General features: G+C 65.6%; 19 protein-coding genes. 7 read left to right on the forward strand and 12 right to left on the reverse strand.

The genetic code is table 11. From position 1 onward, the window contains the following. Positions 1 to 33: 33 nt before the first annotated feature. Genes EA795_RS02620 through EA795_RS02630 form a run of 3 tightly spaced genes read right to left on the reverse strand, consistent with a single transcriptional unit; the run spans position 34 to position 3,292 of the window. The gene (locus EA795_RS02620) at positions 34 to 795 is read right to left on the reverse strand and encodes a TerC family protein (RefSeq protein ID WP_122075414.1); all 762 of its coding nucleotides are present in this window, start codon (positions 793 to 795) and stop codon (positions 34 to 36) included. A 5-nt stretch (positions 796 to 800) separates the two neighbouring features. Continuing rightward, positions 801 to 1,385: a mechanosensitive ion channel family protein gene (locus tag EA795_RS02625; protein WP_014851409.1), complete on the reverse strand. Its 585-nt coding sequence runs from the start codon at positions 1,383 to 1,385 to the stop codon at positions 801 to 803. Further along, complete coding sequence (locus EA795_RS02630; RefSeq protein ID WP_122075416.1) at positions 1,382 to 3,292, reverse strand: ATP-binding cassette domain-containing protein; 1,911 nt, start codon at positions 3,290 to 3,292, stop codon at positions 1,382 to 1,384. The genes EA795_RS02625 and EA795_RS02630 overlap by 4 nt, the downstream gene beginning before the upstream one ends. Before the next feature lie 65 nt (positions 3,293 to 3,357). Here EA795_RS02630 and EA795_RS02635 point away from each other — a divergent pair, with 65 nt between their 5' ends. Beyond that, positions 3,358 to 3,837 (forward strand): TIGR02444 family protein, encoded by a 480-nt coding sequence (locus EA795_RS02635; RefSeq protein ID WP_122075418.1) that lies wholly within the window; start codon positions 3,358 to 3,360, stop codon positions 3,835 to 3,837. On the opposite strand, the gene EA795_RS02640 is transcribed toward EA795_RS02635, so the two are convergent. The 9 genes from EA795_RS02640 to EA795_RS02680 form a co-directional block, all read right to left on the reverse strand. Continuing rightward, the gene (locus EA795_RS02640) at positions 3,813 to 4,505 is read right to left on the reverse strand and encodes an AlgP family protein (RefSeq protein WP_122075420.1); all 693 of its coding nucleotides are present in this window, start codon (positions 4,503 to 4,505) and stop codon (positions 3,813 to 3,815) included. The genes EA795_RS02635 and EA795_RS02640 overlap by 25 nt on opposite strands. A 91-nt stretch (positions 4,506 to 4,596) precedes the next feature. Beyond that, on the reverse strand, positions 4,597 to 5,061 hold the full coding sequence (locus tag EA795_RS02645) for an Rsd/AlgQ family anti-sigma factor (protein ID WP_014851405.1): 465 nt from the start codon (positions 5,059 to 5,061) through the stop codon (positions 4,597 to 4,599). A gap of 281 nt (positions 5,062 to 5,342) precedes the next feature. Continuing rightward, positions 5,343 to 5,834, reverse strand: a complete 492-nt coding sequence (locus tag EA795_RS02650; protein ID WP_122075422.1) for a disulfide bond formation protein B — start codon at positions 5,832 to 5,834, stop codon at positions 5,343 to 5,345. Positions 5,835 to 5,887: 53 nt separating this feature from the next. Continuing rightward, positions 5,888 to 7,141, reverse strand: a complete 1,254-nt coding sequence (locus tag EA795_RS02655) for a heme biosynthesis HemY N-terminal domain-containing protein (protein WP_122075424.1) — start codon at positions 7,139 to 7,141, stop codon at positions 5,888 to 5,890. A 5-nt stretch (positions 7,142 to 7,146) separates the two neighbouring features. After that, positions 7,147 to 8,283 carry a uroporphyrinogen-III C-methyltransferase gene (locus EA795_RS02660; RefSeq protein WP_122075426.1) on the reverse strand — a complete coding sequence of 379 codons (1,137 nt, stop codon included), beginning with the start codon at positions 8,281 to 8,283 and terminating at the stop codon, positions 7,147 to 7,149. 16 nt (positions 8,284 to 8,299) lie between these two features. Next, positions 8,300 to 9,061 carry a uroporphyrinogen-III synthase gene (locus tag EA795_RS02665; protein WP_122075428.1) on the reverse strand — a complete coding sequence of 254 codons (762 nt, stop codon included), beginning with the start codon at positions 9,059 to 9,061 and terminating at the stop codon, positions 8,300 to 8,302. Next, positions 9,058 to 9,996, reverse strand: coding sequence for a hydroxymethylbilane synthase (gene hemC, locus EA795_RS02670; RefSeq protein WP_122075430.1), 939 nt, complete (start codon positions 9,994 to 9,996; stop codon positions 9,058 to 9,060). Before hemC ends, EA795_RS02665 begins: the two co-directional genes overlap by 4 nt. 194 nt (positions 9,997 to 10,190) lie before the next feature. Continuing rightward, positions 10,191 to 10,937, reverse strand: coding sequence for a LytR/AlgR family response regulator transcription factor (locus EA795_RS02675; RefSeq protein WP_058074049.1), 747 nt, complete (start codon positions 10,935 to 10,937; stop codon positions 10,191 to 10,193). After that, on the reverse strand, positions 10,934 to 12,019 hold the full coding sequence (locus EA795_RS02680; RefSeq protein ID WP_115027405.1) for a sensor histidine kinase: 1,086 nt from the start codon (positions 12,017 to 12,019) through the stop codon (positions 10,934 to 10,936). Before EA795_RS02680 ends, EA795_RS02675 begins: the two co-directional genes overlap by 4 nt. Before the next feature lie 249 nt (positions 12,020 to 12,268). On the opposite strand from EA795_RS02680, the gene EA795_RS02685 reads away from it, so the two are divergent. From EA795_RS02685 to EA795_RS02710, 6 genes are all read left to right on the forward strand, one after another. Continuing rightward, the gene (locus EA795_RS02685) at positions 12,269 to 14,200 is read left to right on the forward strand and encodes a methyl-accepting chemotaxis protein (RefSeq protein ID WP_122075432.1); all 1,932 of its coding nucleotides are present in this window, start codon (positions 12,269 to 12,271) and stop codon (positions 14,198 to 14,200) included. Positions 14,201 to 14,345: 145 nt separating this feature from the next. After that, positions 14,346 to 15,740, forward strand: a complete 1,395-nt coding sequence (gene argH, locus EA795_RS02690; RefSeq protein WP_122075434.1) for an argininosuccinate lyase — start codon at positions 14,346 to 14,348, stop codon at positions 15,738 to 15,740. Positions 15,741 to 15,786: 46 nt separating this feature from the next. Next, a complete protein-coding gene (locus tag EA795_RS02695) occupies positions 15,787 to 16,941 on the forward strand; it encodes an NnrS family protein (protein WP_122075435.1) in 1,155 nt (384 codons plus the stop codon). An 81-nt stretch (positions 16,942 to 17,022) separates the two neighbouring features. Further along, positions 17,023 to 17,550: a hypothetical protein gene (locus tag EA795_RS02700; protein WP_115027401.1), complete on the forward strand. Its 528-nt coding sequence runs from the start codon at positions 17,023 to 17,025 to the stop codon at positions 17,548 to 17,550. 84 nt (positions 17,551 to 17,634) lie between these two features. After that, entirely contained in the window at positions 17,635 to 18,057 is a 423-nt protein-coding gene (locus EA795_RS21150) for a hypothetical protein (protein ID WP_065985600.1), read from the forward strand. A 68-nt stretch (positions 18,058 to 18,125) separates the two neighbouring features. Beyond that, positions 18,126 to 18,371, forward strand: coding sequence for a TIGR02647 family protein (locus tag EA795_RS02710; protein ID WP_014851392.1), 246 nt, complete (start codon positions 18,126 to 18,128; stop codon positions 18,369 to 18,371). Positions 18,372 to 18,457: the final 86 nt, after the last annotated feature.

An 18,457-nucleotide genomic window follows, 5' to 3' on the forward strand; every position in this document is an offset into this window, starting at 1 on the left:
ATGCACTCCTCTTTCGATGGTTCCGACCGGGGTTCAGTCCGGCAGGTCCTTGCCGAGCTTCACCGGTTCCTTGAGCTTGCGCCCCATGGCCTTGCGCATGCGGATGTTCAGTGCCTCGACTGCCAGCGAGAAGGCCATCGCGAAGTAGACATAGCCTTTCGGCACGTGCGCACCAAACGCCTCGGCGACCAGCAGGGTGCCGACCACGATCAGGAACGACAGCGCGAGGATCTTCAGCGTGGGGTGCTTCTCGATGAAATCGCTGATGGTGCCCGCCGACAGCATCATCACCCCGACCGCGATGACGATGGCAGCAATCATCACCTGAACGTTCTCCACCAGGCCTACGGCGGTGATCACCGAATCCAGCGAGAAGACGATATCAATCACCGCGATCTGCAGGATGATCCCGACGAATCCGGCCTTCACCGCACCGCCTGTGCCGCTCGCCTGCTCTTCCTCGCCCTCGACGCTGTGCCAGATTTCCATGGTGCTCTTGAACAGCAGGAACAGGCCACCGAAGAACAGGATCAGATCACGCCCGGAAACCCCGTGGTCCATGATGGTGAACAGATCGTCGGTCAGGCGCATGACCCAGGCGATCGACAGCAACAGCAGGATCCGCGTACCCATCGCCAGGGCCAGGCCGAAGAAGCGCGCCTTGGGTTGCTGCTCCTTGGGCAGGCGCGCCACCAGGATCGAGATGAAGATGATGTTGTCGATACCGAGGACGATTTCCAGGGCGGTCAGGGTCAGGAACGCGACCCAGATTTCAGGGCTGCTCAGCCATTCCATAAGGTTTAATTCTCGTTGGAGCTGTGGTTGTAGAGCCGTACTTCGCTGCCGCGCCAGCGACGCACGACCTTCTGGAAGAACAGGCTATTGGGCACTTGCACGATCGCGCCGGTTCCACTCTCGACTACCTCCTCGAGGGTGGTGTACAGCAGGTTGATGTTGATCACCCGGCCTTTGACGATGGGCTTGTCGAAACTTTCCACCAGTTCCACCACGTCCCCCAGCCGGAAGGGACCAACGGTCAGGATCAGCACGGCGCAAAGCAGGTTGGACAATACGCTCCAGATGGCGAAGAACGCGATTGCCGCCACCGCAACGAAACCGGACAGCGCGGTCCAGAGCACCGTCGCGGAGACGCCGACACGCTCCAGCACCATGATCAGCGCACCGCCCATGATGAACCAGCGAATACCACCACGCACCGGTAGCAGCAGCTCCGGCGGCAGTGGATAACGCTCGGCGATTCGGTTCAGGCCGCGCGCCACGAACCGCTGCAGGATATAGGCGACCAGCAGAATCAGCAGGATCTGCGTGCCCAGCAGCAGTTGTTCCTGCCATTGCTCGAACATTCGCAACAGCTGCTCGTTCATGAATTGGCCTCCAGTTGGCTCTGCAGGGCTTCCAGCGTTTCCAGCGCCTGCAGCCAGGCCTCCTCCAGCTCACCCTCACGCACCTTCAGCGCGGCCTGACGGGCCAGCAGATCGCGCAGTTCGTCCTTGCGAGCGGACTCGTACAGCGCCGAGTCGGCAAGGCGGGCATCCAGGCCGGCAAGCTGCTCATGGACCTCGGAAAGATTCTTTTCCAGCTTGTCCGCCTCACGCTTGTGCGGCGCCAGTTGCTGGCGCAGGGCCGCTGCGGCCTGTCTTTGCGCGCGCTTGTCGGTCTTGTCCGCGGCCGCTTCAGGCGCGGCGGCCGGCTGCTGGCGGCTCCGGTAGTCGACCAGCCAGCGCGCGTAATCGTCGAGGTCGCCGTCGAAATCCTCGACCCGGCCATCGGCGACCAGGCGGAACTCGTCGGTGGTGCTCTTGAGCAGGTGGCGATCGTGGGACACCACCAGTACCGCACCTTCGAAATCCTGCAGCGCCAGCGTCAGCGCCAGGCGCATTTCCAGGTCGAGGTGGTTGGTCGGCTCATCGAGCAGCAGCAGGTTCGGCTTGCCCCAGGCGATCAGCGCCAGGGCCAGGCGCGCCTTCTCGCCGCCGGAAAAGTTCAGCACCGGCTCGTCGCAGCGGTCGCCGCGAAAATCGAAGCCGCCGAGAAAATCGCGCAGCGTCTGTTCGCGCTCGCCGGCGGCGATGCGCTGCAAGTGCAGCAAGGGGCTGGCCTTGGGGTCCAGCGCATCGAGCTGGTGCTGGGCGAAGTAGCCGATCACCAGGTTCTCGCCACGCTGCAGATGACCGCCGAGCGGCTGCAGCTCGGCGGCCAGTGTCTTGATCAGTGTGGATTTGCCGGCGCCATTCGGCCCGAGCAGGCCGATGCGGGCGCCGGGCACGAGCTGCAGCTTGACCTTGTCCAGAACCTGCTTGCCGGGATAGCCGAGGGTCCCTTCCGACAGATCCAGCAGCGGGCTGGATACCTTGTCCGCCTCGCGGAAGGAAAAGTCGAAGGGCGAATCTATATGCGCCGGCGCCAACTCTTCGAGTTTCTCCAGCGCCTTGATCCGACTCTGCGCCTGACGCGCCTTGGTGGCCTTGGCCTTGAAGCGGCGGATGAAGCTTTCCATGTGGGCGCGCTGCGCCTGCTGCTTCTCGAACGCTTGCTGCTGCTGCGCCAGCCGCTCGGCCCTGGTGCGCTCGAAAGCCGAGTAACCGCCGCGGTACAGGGTCAGCTTGCGCTGTTCGAGATGCACGACGTGATCGACCACAGCATCGAGGAAGTCGCGGTCGTGGGAAATCAGGATCAGCGTGCCCGGATAGCTTTTCAGCCAGTCTTCCAGCCAGAGGATGGCATCGAGGTCGAGGTGGTTGGTCGGTTCGTCGAGCAGCAGCAACTCGGAGGGGCACATCAGCGCCTGCGCCAGATTCAGGCGCATCCGCCAGCCGCCGGAAAAGCTGCCGACCGCCAACTCCATCTGCTCGTTGGAAAAACCAAGGCCAGCCAGCAGCTTGCGGGCGCGGGCATCGGCGGTATAGCCGTCGGCACTGTCCAGTTCGCTGTGCAGGCGCGCCAGGGCGACGCCATCGTGTTCCTGCTCGGCGGCCACCAGTTGCGCCTGGACGCGACGCAGCGTCTCGTCGCCGTCCAGCACGTAATCGACCGCCAGCCGTTCGAGGGTATCGACCTCCTGGCGCATGTGCGCGATGCGCCAGTCCGGCGGCATCTGGCTATCGCCGCCATCGGGCATCAGTTCGCCACGCAGCAACGCGAACAGGCTGGACTTTCCGGCGCCATTGGCGCCCACCAGCCCGGCTTTCTGGCCGGGATACAGGGTCAGTTCGGCGCCTTCCAGCAGACGCTGGGGACCACGCTGTAGAGTAAGGTTCTGAAGTCGGATCATAATGGCGGCGGAGTTTATCAGTTCGCCCTGAACGCCAGCCGACCGCCAACGAAAAAAATCAGCTCATGCGCACTACCGATCTCTGGTCCTTCTCCCTCGCCTGCTACGCCCGCCCCGGAGTGGAAAGGCTTTGCCTCGATCTGCAGGAACAGGGTGTAGATATCTGCCTGCTGCTTTGCGGGGCCTGGCTCGAGGCACGTGCAATCACCTGCACGCCGCAGCGCCTGGAACGACTGCGGCAACTCGCCGACCACTGGCAGCACGAAGTCGTCACACCATTACGCAGCCTGCGTCAGAACTGGCGAGGCGCGGCGCAGTCGGACCCGCAGCTGAAGGCGCTCAGGGAGCAGCTGAAGGCACTGGAACTGGCGGCGGAGAAGACGTTGCTAGGCAGGCTGGGGCGTGAGACGCACGACTGGTCGACGCAGAGCGGCCCTGCCGCCTGGCTGGAGCCGCTCACCAGGAGCGTGAGTGATGGCGATGCGGCACGGGAATTCCTGCGCCGCATCGCAGCCGCGGTTCAGCTGGAGCTCGCGGGCGCCTGAGTGGCTCTGGCCGGCTTGCGTGTCGCGGGTTTGCGCGGGGCCGGTTTCTTCGCTGCGGCGGGCTTCGCCGCGTCTACCGTGGGCTTGGCTGCGGCTGCCGGTTTGGCTTTGCTGGTCGTCGAGCGTGTTGCACGCGGTTTAGCCGCGGCTGCCCTGGCCGCCGGTGCCGGCTTGGTTCCGGCAGCCTTGGTCGCCGCCTGCGCGGGAGTGGTTTTCGGAGTACTGCGCTGCCTGCTTCTGGAAGGCGCGGCGGCCGAGGCGCTCTTGGCCGGTGCTATCACCGTCTGGGCGGCGGCCTCTTCAACCCGACGGATGCCTTCCGCCAGCTTCAGGCTCTGCTGGGTATCGCGTTCGAGATCGGCCAGATAAGCCAGGGTTTCGCGCTGACGAACATCGAGCAGCGCCAGCGCTTCGTCAAGCTCATCGATACGCGCGCGCGCCTTGCCTTGCGCCTTGGACTTACCGGCTGCGCCCGCTTCGTCCAGCTTCGCCCGCGCCCGGACAAGCTTGTCGCGGGTCTTGCCGCGCTGCTTTTCCAACTTCGCGAGCAGGCCGTGCGCCTCTTTCTGCGCATCGGCGCAGGCCTTTTCCAGATGCTCGACGAGACTGCGTGACAGCTGCTGCAGCAAGTGCAATGGACTGCTGACCGTCTTTTTCTTTGCTGGCATTGCGGCGCCTCCTGGCAGGTAAGATGCCGTCATACTAGACGGCCCGCCGACATCCGCCAACAGCAGGCGCCTCGCTCATGAAGAGCGGTGACTACGCGGTCGCAGCCGTCTGCCGATGCGCCGTATGCAGCACTTCGATCAGGCAGTCTTCCAGCTCGAATCGCTCGTGCAGCAGCTGCCCGAGACGCTTCAGTTCATCGGGCAGATCGGGGCTCTCCAGGCAATCGCCGTTATCGCAGCGATCATTGAATGCCACCGCCGCTCCGGTAATGGCCTCGATGCGGGGATAGATCTGCCTGGCCAGTTCCAGGCCGCGCTGATCGCCGAATGCCTCGCCTTCATGGATTAGCTGCTCGTAGATCTCGAAATGGCCTGCCGACACGTAGTCGAGCAGCAGCTGGCAGAATTTCTGCAATGCCGGGCGGGTCACCGGTTCGACACCCGTATGCAGTTCATGGAAAGCAGTGATCAGTGCGTGGCGTTCCTGCAGCCAACGATCAATCAGCAGATGCACACCTCCCCAGCGTTCCTGGGCGTTCCGACAGCTCTCGAGCATGATGACCTCACTTCCCTAATCGATAATGCTTATGGCGCCTTCCGAGACGATCTTTTTGTCTACCGGTATCGGCTTGGGTGAGTGGCGGCGGCTATGGCGATAACCCTACACCGCCCGAGCAGACTATGCCGGCACGATGGAAGGTTCAAGCAATGCCGGCAAAATTCGCCAGACGGCTCGGCGCGGGTCGAACAAGCGCAACGAGCCGTGCATCATGGACCACCGGGCGCGGTGATCATTCCCTCGGGGATGTTTCCGTTTCGTACAGAGCCGGGCCGGCCTCAGTCGCGCCGCAGCATCTGCCAGATGCAGAACAGCGACATGGCGATGAATGCCAGCAGGGTCCATTCGGGAATGCTCATGCCCAGCAGCGTCCAGCTGACTTCTGCGCACTCGGCCGTGCCATGCAGCACCAGGCGAGCGATCTCCTGGAACGGCAGCGCATCCATCATGTATTCGAGGCTTGGCAGGCAGCTGGGAAGCTGGTCGGCCGGCACGCTCTGCAGCCAGATCTGCCGGCCAGCGGTCGCGGCACCGAGGATCGCGAACAGCAGTGCCAGAACGGAGTAAGCCACACGTCCGCCGCGCCCCGGCGAGTGGATGCCAGCCACCAGGCAGACCAGCCCGAAACCGATGATGCAGATCCGCTGCACGATGCACAGCGGGCAGGGCAGCAGCCCCATCACGTGCTCCATGTAGAGCGCCACGCCAATCAGCAACGCACAACCTGCAAAGGCGAGAAAGAACAGCGAACGGGAGCTGGCCAGATTCATGACGATTCCGCGAGTAGAAAAGCCCGATACGGTAGAGCGCCCCACGTGATGCATCAAGCCTCGAGTTTCGGTTTTGCCAGCGGCAACCTGTCGCGACCGACATTGCTGCGATCGAGCAGGCCCAACCCCTCCAGGAACAACCGGTTACTACGCTCCGACTCACCCAGTTGGGCAAGCAACCGCGCCAGCTCGGCGCAGGTTTCCGGCCGATGTTCCATGCGCAGGCTGGCCTCCAGATAATCGCGGGCCTTGCCCCACAGCTCGTTACGCAGACTCAGGCGGCCCAGCGCCAGCAGCAGCTCGGCGTTCTCGGGATGCGCCTTGAGCCACGCCTCGGCATGCGACAGCTGCCGGGAGGGCTCGCGCCCACGCACACGGCCGTAACGCTCCACCAGTCGTTCGTCGAAGTCGCGCTTGAGCGCCGCGAGCAGCACCTCCTCGGCCTTCGCCTCGGCGCCCAGGCGGCTCAGCCCGTCGGCATAAGCGCGCACGATCAGCGGCTCGCTGCGCAGCGCATTCGGCACTGTCTGCCAGCGTTGGCTCAGCGCCGACGTCGGATCGCCCTCGACCGCCCCCTGTACTCGACCGACCTGTTCGAGCGCGGCCGTCCAGGCCAGCAACTCCAGTTCGCTCAATCGCGCAGGCGGCAACGCACGTTGCTTGCGCAACTCCGGCAACAGGCGGCACAGCGCCGGCCAGTCTTCCAGCTGTACGTAGAGCTGCTGCAACATGCTCAGGACATAGGAATGGCGGGGATATTCATCGTGCAGTGCGACCAGCGAATCGCGTGCCTCGACATACTGGCCACGGGCGATCTGCAGCTGCGCCTGAGTCAGGCCCACCGCCAGCCTGGCTTCCGGTGCCCGCTCGCGGGCCTGACGCAGCAGTTCATCGCTCTGTTCGTACTCGCCCAGCTCGTTGGCGGCACGTGCGGCGCCCAGGTAATGCACCAGCGGCTGGCGATCATGCTCCGCCGCAGTCCGCAGGTGCGCCAGCGCCGGGCTCCACTGGCCTTCCGCCAATTCGCGCAAACCATCGTGCGAAGCCTTGGCCAGACGACGCTCGCGATGCCGGCGCGACCAGGGATTGACCAGCGCGCCCGAGGCCTGCAGCAGCCCCAACAGCCAGTGCACCGCCATCGCCAGCAACCAGACGCAGGCGAGCAGCGCCAGAAATACCCAGAAGCTCGACTCATAGCGGAACTGGTCATAGGTGATCAGCACATAACCGGCGCTCCGGCTGATCGCCCAACCGAGAAAGCCGACGACGGCGAGCAGGAGAATGAATACCAGGGCCAGGCGTTTCATGTGCGCTACGCCTCCTGTTCCGGCATTTCGGGCTCGGCCGGCGTCTCATTCGGCGCCTCGCGTTTCTCGACGTAGGCCTGCAATGCCTTCAGCGCCGAGGACAGGTCCGGCAGTTGCACCTCGACCTCACGTTGCGCCAGCGCGTCGATGCGCTCGCGCAAGCCGCGCGCTTGGCCGTTGTCTTCGCTGAAATGATCCGAGATCAGCGCGCTCGCCTGCTGCAGCGCCTGCCGGTACACCTCGGCATTGCCGTTGAGCACGGCCCACTGCGCCTGCTCGATGGCCAATGACAGCGCCAGGCGCACCTGCCCCAGCGTCTGCCCGGCCAGCAGCGGCTTGACGTCGGCACTGGCATCGAAGTCGACGCGCACATAGCGGGTCAGTTCATCCAGCCAACGCTGCCAGCGGCTCTGGCCGAGATCTTCGGGCCCCGCCTCGCCATTGACGAATTCAGGCGCCAGGGCACTGAGCTGGCTGCTCTGCCCACGCAACGCACCGAGTTGCAGGAACAGCCCGGTACGATCGAGCTGCGGCAGGCTGCGCAGCGCTTCGAGGCCTTCCAGCAGTTTCTGGCGGGCGGCGTAAGCGCTCGGATCGTCCTGCTTCTGCAGGATGAGGTCGGCTTCGGCGACCAGCATTTCAGCGCTTTTCACGTCCTGCATGGCCGACAGCTGCAGCATGGCCATGCGCAGCAGATGTTCGGCTTCGGCCAGGCGCCACTCCTCGCGACTGGCGCCCAGCACCTGCTCGACGCGCCCGGCCAGGCGCTGCTGATCGCTCTGCAAGGTGGCGAGCAGGCGCCGCCGTTCATCCAGTTCGGCCGCTGAGGGCAGCTGCTCCAGGCGCCCGAGACGCGCGGCCAGTTGCTGATTGCCGGCAGCCAGTTGCCGCGTCTGTTCATCGGCCTTCTGCAGCGATGCCTGCCGGTCGGCTTCCTGCGCACCGAGCTGCTGCAGTTGCCAGTAGCTGTAGCCGCCCAGCGCCATGCCGCCAAGGCCGACCAGCAGCGCCAGCGATGCAACGGCCTTGGCGCCGCCACTGGACGCTGGCCGGGATGGTACGGGCTTGGCAGGTTCGGCAGCGTGTGCCGGCTCACTGGCAGGGGTTTGCAGCGGGTCTTTGTTGGAGTCTGCTTCGCTCACATTTCCATCCTTTGCTTCAAGGGGCGGTCTCGCGCAAGGCCGTCAGCAAGGCCGCGGCACCAGCGCCACGGCAATCCACGATTCGTTTGGCACCCAGCTGCCGCGCCATCTCGGCCACACGCGGGCTGGGTACGAACAAGGTTAGCTCAACCATCTCAGGCCAGGCATCAGCAGCCAGTTCACGCAGCGACTGCAGACCCTGCCCACTGCTGACCACCAGGCCGTTGAGCCGTTCCGCTTCGATGGTCGCCGGCAGCGCTCCCGGAGGATGGCTCGGCAGGTTGCGTCGGTAGAGCTCGAGAAAATCCACCGGCACGCCACGGCCACGCAGGGTTTCGGCGAAGAACTCGCGTCCGCCCTCGCCACGCAGGATCAGCACCCTGGGGCTCGGAACCGCCAGCGCCTCGCTCAGGCGCGGCAGGGCCAGCAGCGCTTCGCTGTCATCCCCCGTATCGGGCCAGCTGACATCCAGCCCATGGTCCCGGAGGATCGTGCCGGTGGCGGCGCCGACACTGAACCACGGCTGAGCGAATGGCGGCTGCGGCCAGTAGCGGTCCAGCCATTCGATACCCAGGCGCGCGGCCGGTTTGCTGACCACTACCACGGCGCAGTAGCGATCCAGCTCGCGCATCAGCGCGCGCTGTTCGGGCGTCTCGGGCAGCGGCTCGATGCTCAGCAGCGGCAGGCTGGCGCTGTGAACGCCCGCCTCGGCCAGCGTGGCCGCCAGCGCGGCGCACTCCTCGGTAGGCCGGGTCAGCAGCAGACGCCAGCCGGTCACTCGTGCCCGGCCTCGCCGTATACCGCCTTGAGAATCTGCGCGGCGCCCTGCGCCAGCAGCGCTTCGGCAACCTGCACGCCCAGCGCTTCCGCCTGCTCGGCCGGCGCGCGGCCCTCGGCGCGCAACAGTTGCGTACCGTCGGGCTGACCGACCAGGCCGCGCAACCAGAGCTGATCGCCTTCGAGCACGGCATAGCAGGCGATCGGCACCTGGCAGCCGCCGTTGAGATGGCGGTTCAACGCGCGCTCGGCGGTGACACGGGTGGCGGTTTGCGGATCGTTCAGGCAGGACAGCAATTGGTGCAGCTCGACATCGTCGGTGCGGCATTCGATGCCGACCGCGCCCTGGCCACCGGCCGGCAGACTCTCGTCAACGCCGATGCTGGAGCGGATGCGCTCGCCGAAGCCGAGGCGAATCAGGCCCGCGGCGGCGAGGATGATGGCGTCGTACTCGCCGGCATCGAGCTTGGCCAGGCGGGTGTTGACGTTGCCACGCAGGAACTGGATCTTCAGGTCCGGCCGGCGCGCCAGCAGCTGGGCCTGGCGGCGCAGGCTGGAGGTGCCGACGACGCTGCCGGGCGGCAACGCATCGAGGCTGTCGTAGCGGTTGGAGACGAAGGCATCGCGCGGGTCTTCGCGCTCGCAAATGCAGTACAGGCCGAGCCCGACGGGAAATTCCATCGGCACATCCTTCATCGAATGCACGGCGATGTCCGCCTCGTTTTCCATCAGCGCCGTTTCCAGCTCCTTGACGAACAGGCCCTTGCCGCCGATTTTCGCCAGTGGCGCATCCAGCAACTTGTCACCGCGGCTGACCATCGGCACCAGGCTGACCACCAGCCCGGGGTGCGAGGCTTCCAGTCGCGCCTTGACGTACTCGGCCTGCCACAGGGCCAGGGCACTCTTGCGGGTGGCAATGCGAATTTCGCGGGACATGGGCAATTCCAGAACAGTGAATTGCCGGCGATGATAACAGGACCGACGCGCGGGCTGGGCTGGCCGGGATCAAGGAAAGCGGCTGGAGGAGGCTGGAGGAGGCTGGAGGCTGGAGGCTGGAGGCTGGACAAGGTGCGGCCTAACGCCAACCTCCGTCAAGCTTTGTCGTCCAGCCTTCAGCGCTTTTATCGGCTTTAAAGACTCTGCATCAACTTGCGGACCCCCGCGACATGCCGCCGGCTGACCGTCAGCGGCTCGCCTTCGAGCCCCTTCAGGTGCAGTTGGAAGTGCCCCAGCGGCGTACGTTGCAGGCGTTCGATACGGTCACGGTAGACCAGCGCGTTGCGATGCACCCGCACGAAACGCTCGCCGAACTCCTCTTCCAACGCCTTCAGCGGCTCGTCCAGCAGCACCTCGCCGGATTCGTGGCGCAGCGTCACGTACTTGTGATCGGCGATGAAATAGATCACCTGATCCAGCGGAATCAGTTCGATGCCTTTGCGAGTGCGCGCACTGATATGGCTGCGCGGCCCGGCACCGCTGACCGCCGCAGGACGGGTCAGCGCCGCCAGTTGCACGCGGTTCGGGCGCTCGGCCTTTTTCAACGCCTCGCTGAGGTGTTCCAGCCGGACCGGCTTGACCAGATAGCCGACCGCGCTGACCTGGAAGGCTTCGATCGCGAATTCATCATGGGCGGTGCAGAAGATCACCGCGGGCGGCGCGTCCCGCTCACAGAGCTTGGCGGCGACCTGCAATCCGTCCAGGCCGGGCATACGGATATCCAGCAAGACGATATCGGGCCGCAGCTCCTCGATCAGGGAGAGGGCCTCTTCGCCATTGCTGGCGGAAGGTTCCAGGACACGATAGCCGTCAAGCTCACCTACCAGTCGGCCGAGGCGCTCGCGGGCTAGAGGTTCGTCATCGACAATCAGCACATTCATATGGATCTGGCTTCCTGCTTTTGTCTCGCGCACGGATAGCGTAGACAGGTGTAGTGGCGGCCTTCACGGCGCTCCACGCTGAGACTCGCTGCAGACCCGAAAAGTGCCGTTAGTCGTGCGTCTATGTTGCGCAAACCCTGCCGTGTACCCCGGGAAGGCGGCGCTTGAGCCGTTTCGTCATAGGGGTTGCTGACCTCAAGATGAAACACGCCATCGGCATAATGGGCCGCCACACCGACCACGCCGCCCTCGATGCGCGGCTGGATACCGTGAATCAGCGCATTTTCCAGCATGGGCTGGAGCGTGAGCTGAGGAATCGGCAGGTCCTCCGGCACACCTTCCACCTGCCAGTCCACCCGCAGCCGGTCACCCAGCCGGTATTGCTCGATGGACAGGTAGCGTCGGGACAGTTCCAGCTCCTCGCCCCAGGTCACCAGGCTGCCGGGGCGCGCCAGGCTGGCGCGGAACAGGTCGGACAGGTCCAGCACGGCCTGTTCGGCCCGTGAAGGGTCACTCACCACTAGGCTGGCGATGCTGTTCAGGCTGTTGAACAGGAAATGCGGGCGGATACGCGCCTGCAGCGATTCGATGCGTGCGTGCAGCTCCGCCTGCTCCTGACGTCGCCACTGACTCTGCAGATAGAAATAGCGCAGCAACAGGCCCGACATGATCAGGCCGATCAGCGCATGGCGCAGATAGAGATTGGCCTCGCCGTCACGTGTGAGCGGCCCGCCGAGCTGGTAGATGTCCGCCACCGCCGTGCAGGCCAGGGTCAGGCCCACCACCAGCGCGCAACACACCATCCCGGCCAGCGCCGCCCGCAGCCGCGCCAGCAGCGGCCGCAGCAGGCACATGGTGCCGGCCGACAGCAGCACGATCCATTGCACGAACAGCGAGACCAGCGCCAGGCGCATCCAGTTGAACGCCGGCTGCATGGGCTCGGCCAGCACCAGCACCAGCACCAGCAGTTCGGCGAGCAGCACCAGGCCGAGCAGCGCTTCCGACTCGCACAGCTCGGGTACGAAGAAATCGTCGACCAGGGCAACGGAGCCTGGTCGTTTGAGCCTTTTCGCTGTTTGCATGGCTTGTTCCGCGCAGAGCGCAAAGCGATGAAGGAGGAAGCGCAGCGGGCGCCGCAACCGTGAAGGCATAGTCTATCGACGCCTCACCTCGCCGTTGTGATGCGCCTTCGCAACTTCACCTCGCAATGCACGGCATGGGACCAGCGGGGCGATTAAAGAGCTGAACGGGCGAGCCGATACGCCAATTGTGGCGTGAGGATTGCTCTGTACCTTCAAACATTAGTCGCCCCTGGCGGCAGGAGTTGAGCCGTGCTGCTGTTTTCCTCTTTGCGGAGCCGTTTGCTCCGTCCGGTATTCCTCACCCTGTGTGGCGCAGTGGTGGTGCAGGTGGTACTTGCGCTTGCACTGACCCGGGGCACGATCGGCGCGCTCGAGCAGGAGATACAGCAGAGCCTGAGCGCAGACGCGGCACGCCTGCTGGGCGAGCTCCAGGCGGCCGACGTGGAGGTACGCAATGGCCTGTCCGGCCTGTCCAAACGCATGCAGAGCGATCTCGCCGAGGGGCTGGCCCAACGGTTGACGGACGAACAGTCGCAATTGCAGACCGTGCTGGAACGCCATCTCAAGCAGTCGGGCGATGACCTGGCCATCCTCCTGGCCGGCGTCGCACCCGCGGCCATCTGGGATAACGATATTCCCGCGCTGACCGAATTCGTCAGGATGGCGCACCAGAATCCGGCCGTCGTCTTCGTCGTCTACTTCGATGCCGATGGCAATCAGCTCACCCGCCACCTGAATCGCAAGGACCCCAGAGTCAAGGCGCTGCTGGACAAGGGGACCGGCCGATCCGCTTTCGACAAGGTGCTTTCGGCAGCCGAGAGCGATCCGGCGTTCTACCTCGCGAAAACCGCCATCAACCCCAAGGGCGCGGAGATCGGCCAGGTCGTGCTCGGCCTGTCCACCTCGGCCATAGACACCGAACTTGCTGCCTTCGACAGTCGCTTCCAGGCGCTCATCGCCAGCACCGCGGGCCTGGTCGAAAACGGCCTGGCCGCCACCGCGAGCGACAGCGCGCAGATGCTGGCGGCCCGCCTGAGCGCGGCTGCCGAGGTCGCGGAAGCCATCGACGCGAACAGCCAGCAGGCCGTGCAGCGTTCGGCGACCGCCCTGCTTTGGCAGATCAGCCTGGGGCTGGCGATTGCCGGCGTTCTGCTGCTGATCGTCCTGACCCTGGTGCTCGGCCGGCAGGTGTTGCGCCGCCTGGGCCTGCTGGTGACGGCGCTACGAGGCCTTTCGGCCGGCCATGGCGACCTGACCCAGCGCGTCGAGATTCACAGCGCTGACGAAGTGGGCGACATGGCTGACGCGGTCAACCTGTTCCTGGCCAAACTCCAGCCCATCGTCCAGGAAGCACGCGCCATCTCCGTGCAGACTGGCGCTGAAATCGATGCACTGGCTACCCGCAGCGATGCCGCGTCGGCCGCCGCGGAACGTCAGCGCGACGAGGTCGCCGGCAGCCTGCAGGCACTCGCCGAGATGACGCACCGCGCCCAGGAGGAAAACCGGGCCATGCAAACCGCGCTGGAGCAGGTCGAATCGATCCGCAAGGCCGCACGCGACAACGAGGCGATCTCGGAGCAGGTCGGCAAGACGATCGAGGCGCTCGGCCTGGGCGTACGGAACAGCGCCGGGGTGATCGAGAAACTGGCCAAGCAGAGCGAGCAGATCGAGGTGGTACTGACGGTCATCCAGGGCATCGCCGAACAGACCAACCTGCTCGCCCTGAACGCGGCCATCGAAGCGGCGCGCGCCGGGGAGAGCGGCCGCGGCTTCGCCGTGGTGGCCGATGAGGTACGCGCCCTGGCCAGCAAGACCCAGCAGTCCACGGGCGATATCCGCGCGCACATCGAAAGCCTGCAACGGGGCGCGCTCGATGCCGTCACGGCAATCGGCCGCACGGGCGAACAGGCCGATAGCGGCCTGGCCTCGCTCTCCTCCAGCCGCGAGTTGCAACGATCGCTGCAGCTCGCCGTGGCGCAGGTGCACACCGTCGTCCAGGAGGCGACCCACGGAGCGGAGCAGCAATCGCACACGGCGACCGACGTACGCGCACGCGTGCAGGTGATCCTCACCGAAGCCGAGCGCGCCGCCGAAGCGGTTGCCGCGACGGCGGCCAGTGGACATGAGCTGGGTAACCTGGCGAAACGGCTGGAGGCCAGCCTGGGTCAGTTCAGGGCCTGACGCCGGCGGCGGCACCAAGCGCCGCGAGCGGCGACCGCGGCCCGAAGGCACTCGCATGGCGCGAATGCCGGGCCGATGAGGGACGGCGCAACCCTGTTATCATTCGGCCCTTTCCATCGCCCAACCGATTTCAGCGAGCGCATTCATGAGCACCGACAAGACCAACCAGTCCTGGGGCGGCCGTTTCAGCGAGCCCGTAGACGCCTTCGTCGCCCGATTCACCGCCTCCGTCGAGTTCGACAAGCGCCTCTACCGCCACGACATCATGGGCTCGATCGCCCACGCCACCATGCTGGAAAAGGCCGGCGTGCTGAGCAGCGATGAGCGCGACCAGATCATCTCCAACCTGAAGGACATCCAGGCCGAGATCGAAGCCGGTACCTTCGACTGGCGCGTCGATCTGGAAGACGTGCACATGAACATCGAGGCGCGGCTGACCGACCGCATCGGCGTCACCGGCAAGAAGCTGCATACCGGCCGCTCGCGCAACGACCAGGTGGCCACCGACATCCGCCTCTGGCTGCGCGACGAGATCGACACCATCCTCGCCGAAATCACCCGCCTGCAGCAGGGCCTGCTGGGCCTGGCCGAAGCGGAAGCCGGCACCATCATGCCCGGCTTCACCCACCTGCAGACCGCGCAGCCGGTGACCTTCGGCCACCACCTGCTGGCCTGGTTCGAGATGCTCAGCCGCGACTACGAGCGCCTGGTCGACTGCCGCAAGCGCACCAACCGCATGCCGCTGGGCTCGGCCGCGCTGGCCGGCACCACCTACCCGATCCAGCGGGAGATCACCTGCGAGCTGTTGGGCTTCGAAGCGATCTCCGGCAACTCGCTGGATGGCGTCTCGGATCGCGACTTCGCCATCGAATTCTGCGCCGCCGCCTCGGTGGCGATGATGCACCTGTCGCGCTTCTCCGAAGAGCTGGTGCTATGGACGTCGGCGCAGTTCCAGTTCATCGACCTGCCCGACCGTTTCTGCACCGGCAGCTCGATCATGCCGCAGAAGAAGAACCCCGACGTGCCGGAGCTGGTGCGTGGCAAGACCGGCCGCGTGTTCGGCGCACTGAGCGGCCTGCTGGTGCTGATGAAAGGCCAGCCGCTGGCGTACAACAAGGACAACCAGGAAGACAAGGAACCACTGTTCGACGCCGCCGACACCCTGCGCGACAGCCTGCGCGCCTTCGCCGACATGGTTCCGGCGATCAAGCCCAAGCGCGAGATTATGCGCGAGGCGGCGCTGCGCGGATTCTCCACCGCGACCGATCTGGCCGACTACCTGGTGCGCAAGGGCCTGCCGTTCCGCGACTGCCACGAGATCGTCGGCCACGCGGTGAAATACGGCGTCGACACAGGCAAGGATCTGGCCGAAATGAGCCTGGACGAGCTGCGCCAGTTCAGCGATCAGATCGACGACGACGTCTTCGCCGTGCTGACCTTGGAAGGCTCGGTGAACGCCCGCGACCACATCGGCGGCACCGCGCCGAATCAGGTCCGCGCCGCCGTGCAGCGTGGCAAGGCCCTGCTCGCCAGCCGCTGATTCACGCAACGGAGCGGGTGCCCGCCCGCTCCGCACGGAGACGCGCATGTCGCCGCGCAAACCTCGCCTGCCCTTCGCCAACGCCTGGTTCTTTCCCGCCGCGGCGCTGTATGCGGCATTGCTGCTGCCCTGGTCGATCCTGACCCTGCTCGGCCTGGTCCCCGCATTGCCCGGCTTGGCGACTCCGGCCGGCCATGCCCACGAGATGCTCTTCGGTTTCGCCCTGGCCGTGGTGGCAGGCTATCTGCTCGGCCCGCAACGCCCGGGTTTGACGCTCGCGCTGCTGTCCTGCTGGTGCCTGGCACGCCTGGGGTTCCTGCTCTGGCCCGGCTCCTGGTTCGCTACGCTCGCCGCCATTGCCTTCGCCATCGGCCTGGCCTGGAACGTCGTCCCGCGCTTTCTCGGGGCGGCGAAGAAGTGGCGCAACCAGACCGTGGCACCGGTGGTCGTCGGCTTGAGCCTGCTCAGCGCCGGTGCCGGTCTGGCGCTCGCCCGGCCGTTCGCCTCGACGCTGCTGCACGAAGCCCTGCTGTTGCTCGCCCTGCTGATGTTCTTCATGGGTGGGCGCATCCTGGCACCGGCGATCGCCGGCCATGCGCTGAGCCAGCGCCGCAGCCAGGACGCCCGCGTACAGCCTTGGCTGGAAGGCAGCGTGCTGATCGTGCTGCTGGTGGCGCTGCTGCTGAACTTGCTGTCGCCCTGGCTGGCCACCGCCAGGTTCACCGGCAGCCTGATGCTGTTGGCGGGTGTGCTCACGACCATCCGTCTGCTGCGCTGGCGTCCCTGGCAGTGCCTGGCGCGACCCGATCTTCTGGTCCTGCTGCTCGGTTATGCCTGGCTGGCGCTCGGCCTGATGCTCACCGGCCTGGCCATCGCTGGCCTGCTGCCGCTCACCGCCATGCTGCACAGCATCACGGTGGGTGCGCTGGGCAGCCTGACCTTCGGCGTGATGGCCCGCACACGCTTGATCTACCGCTTCCGCGATGCCAATGCGCGCCCCTGGATTCACCCGGTCGTGCTGTTGATCAGCCTGGCCGCCCTGGCGCGCATGGCGCCAGGCTTCCCGGGAGCGGATCAGCACCTCTGGCTGCTCGGCGCCGCCGTCTGCTGGTCGCTGGCCTTCCTGTCGCTGGCCGTGCTGCTGTGGCAGACCCGCGGCGCGCACCCCGACAGTGGGCGGCGCGGCGTCGACACGGACTGAACCGGCCGGAACTCCTCGGCGCCAGTCTTGACCTACATAGAGCCCCGTTAACGTTGCATCGCGAGTCGAATCGAGACCGGCATGGCTGACCTGCGCACCCTGCTCCTGAACCAGGACACCGGCGGCGGCGAACTCTTCGAGTCGCCGCGCGAGCGCCTGGCCTTCTACCGCTCGGAGATACACTTCGAAGCCGGCCTGCTGGCCGAGCGCACCACCTCCTATCTCACCTCCCAGTCGTTCCTGATGATCGCCTTCGCCTCTTCCATGGCCAACGACAACCCGGACTGGGGCGAACTGTTCCGCCTGGTGGTGCCCACGGTGCTGGCACTGCTCGGGCTGATCACTTCTCTGCATGCGATGCCCGGCATCAAGGCCAACTTCGACGTGATCGAGCGCTGGCACCAGAAGCAGTCCGAGCTGCTGCAGGTCGAAGGCCGGGTCGGGCTGTTGCCCAACCAGGAATCGGCGCTGTTCGGCGAAGGCAACAGCCCGGTCGGCGGCCATCGCTACAAGAAGAGCCTGATGTTCTCGCTGCGCACGCCGGTGATCTTCTCGCTGGTCTGGGCCATCTTCGGTGCGATGTGCCTGATGCTGAACCTCAGCGACTGAGCAGCACTCGCCCGCGACGCCCGGGCGCTGCCCCTGTCGCTCGCTCCATGGCAGACTGCAGGCGTGCACATCCGGAGATCGCCGATGACCGCCTCCAAGCGCCCACGCTTTCGCGTCGATGCCGACCGCCAGGCCGCCAGCCGACGGGTTCGCTATGTCGAGACCAATCGACCCGACGACGGCAGCTGCACCCTGTGCCAACTGGACGAAGAAAACCCACCGCCATTCGAGAATCGCGCCATGTCCGAACCGCAAGACGATGAAGAGGCCTTCGCCGAGGAAACCCTGATCCAGGCGATCGAGAACCAGCTGGAAGCCGGCGATCCGCCTGCCGCCCAGGCCACGCTGAACAAGCTGACGCTGGTCGGCTACGAACGTGAGGAGAGCATCAAGCTGATGGCCCTGGCGCTGGCACGCGAGATCCGGCAGATGCTCGACGAGGATCGCCCCTTCGACGCCGAAGGCTACGAGACCCTGCTGCGTGGCCTGCCCGAGCTACCCGAATAGCCTGGTCGCCACCGACGCAGCAACTACACTCTGCAAACAAGGGCCACGGTCCATCCCAAGGAGCGAACATGTCTTACACCCCCGATCTGGTAGCCGAGCTGGAGATTCTTCGCCTGTTCAATCTGGACAACACCCTGGAGGGCCTGAAGGTCCATCAGAACGCCGATCCGAATGCCATCGCCGCCACCCAGCGATTGCATGCCAAGGGCCTGACCTCCCAACCCGACGGCGGCTACCTGACCAGTCTGGGACGTGACGCCGCCGAGCATGCACAGAGCCTGCTGACCATCCTTTCCGGCGAGCGCCTTGCCTGACACCCCCATCCGGTGCGAGCTCGCCTCGCACCGGAAAGAACCTGCCCCCAGCGCCGGTCGGCGGCTCCTTTACCGCTGTCACATGC

Origin of the sequence: Stutzerimonas nitrititolerans (genome assembly GCF_003696285.1) — a bacterium.
Lineage (GTDB): Bacteria > Pseudomonadota > Gammaproteobacteria > Pseudomonadales > Pseudomonadaceae > Stutzerimonas > Stutzerimonas nitrititolerans.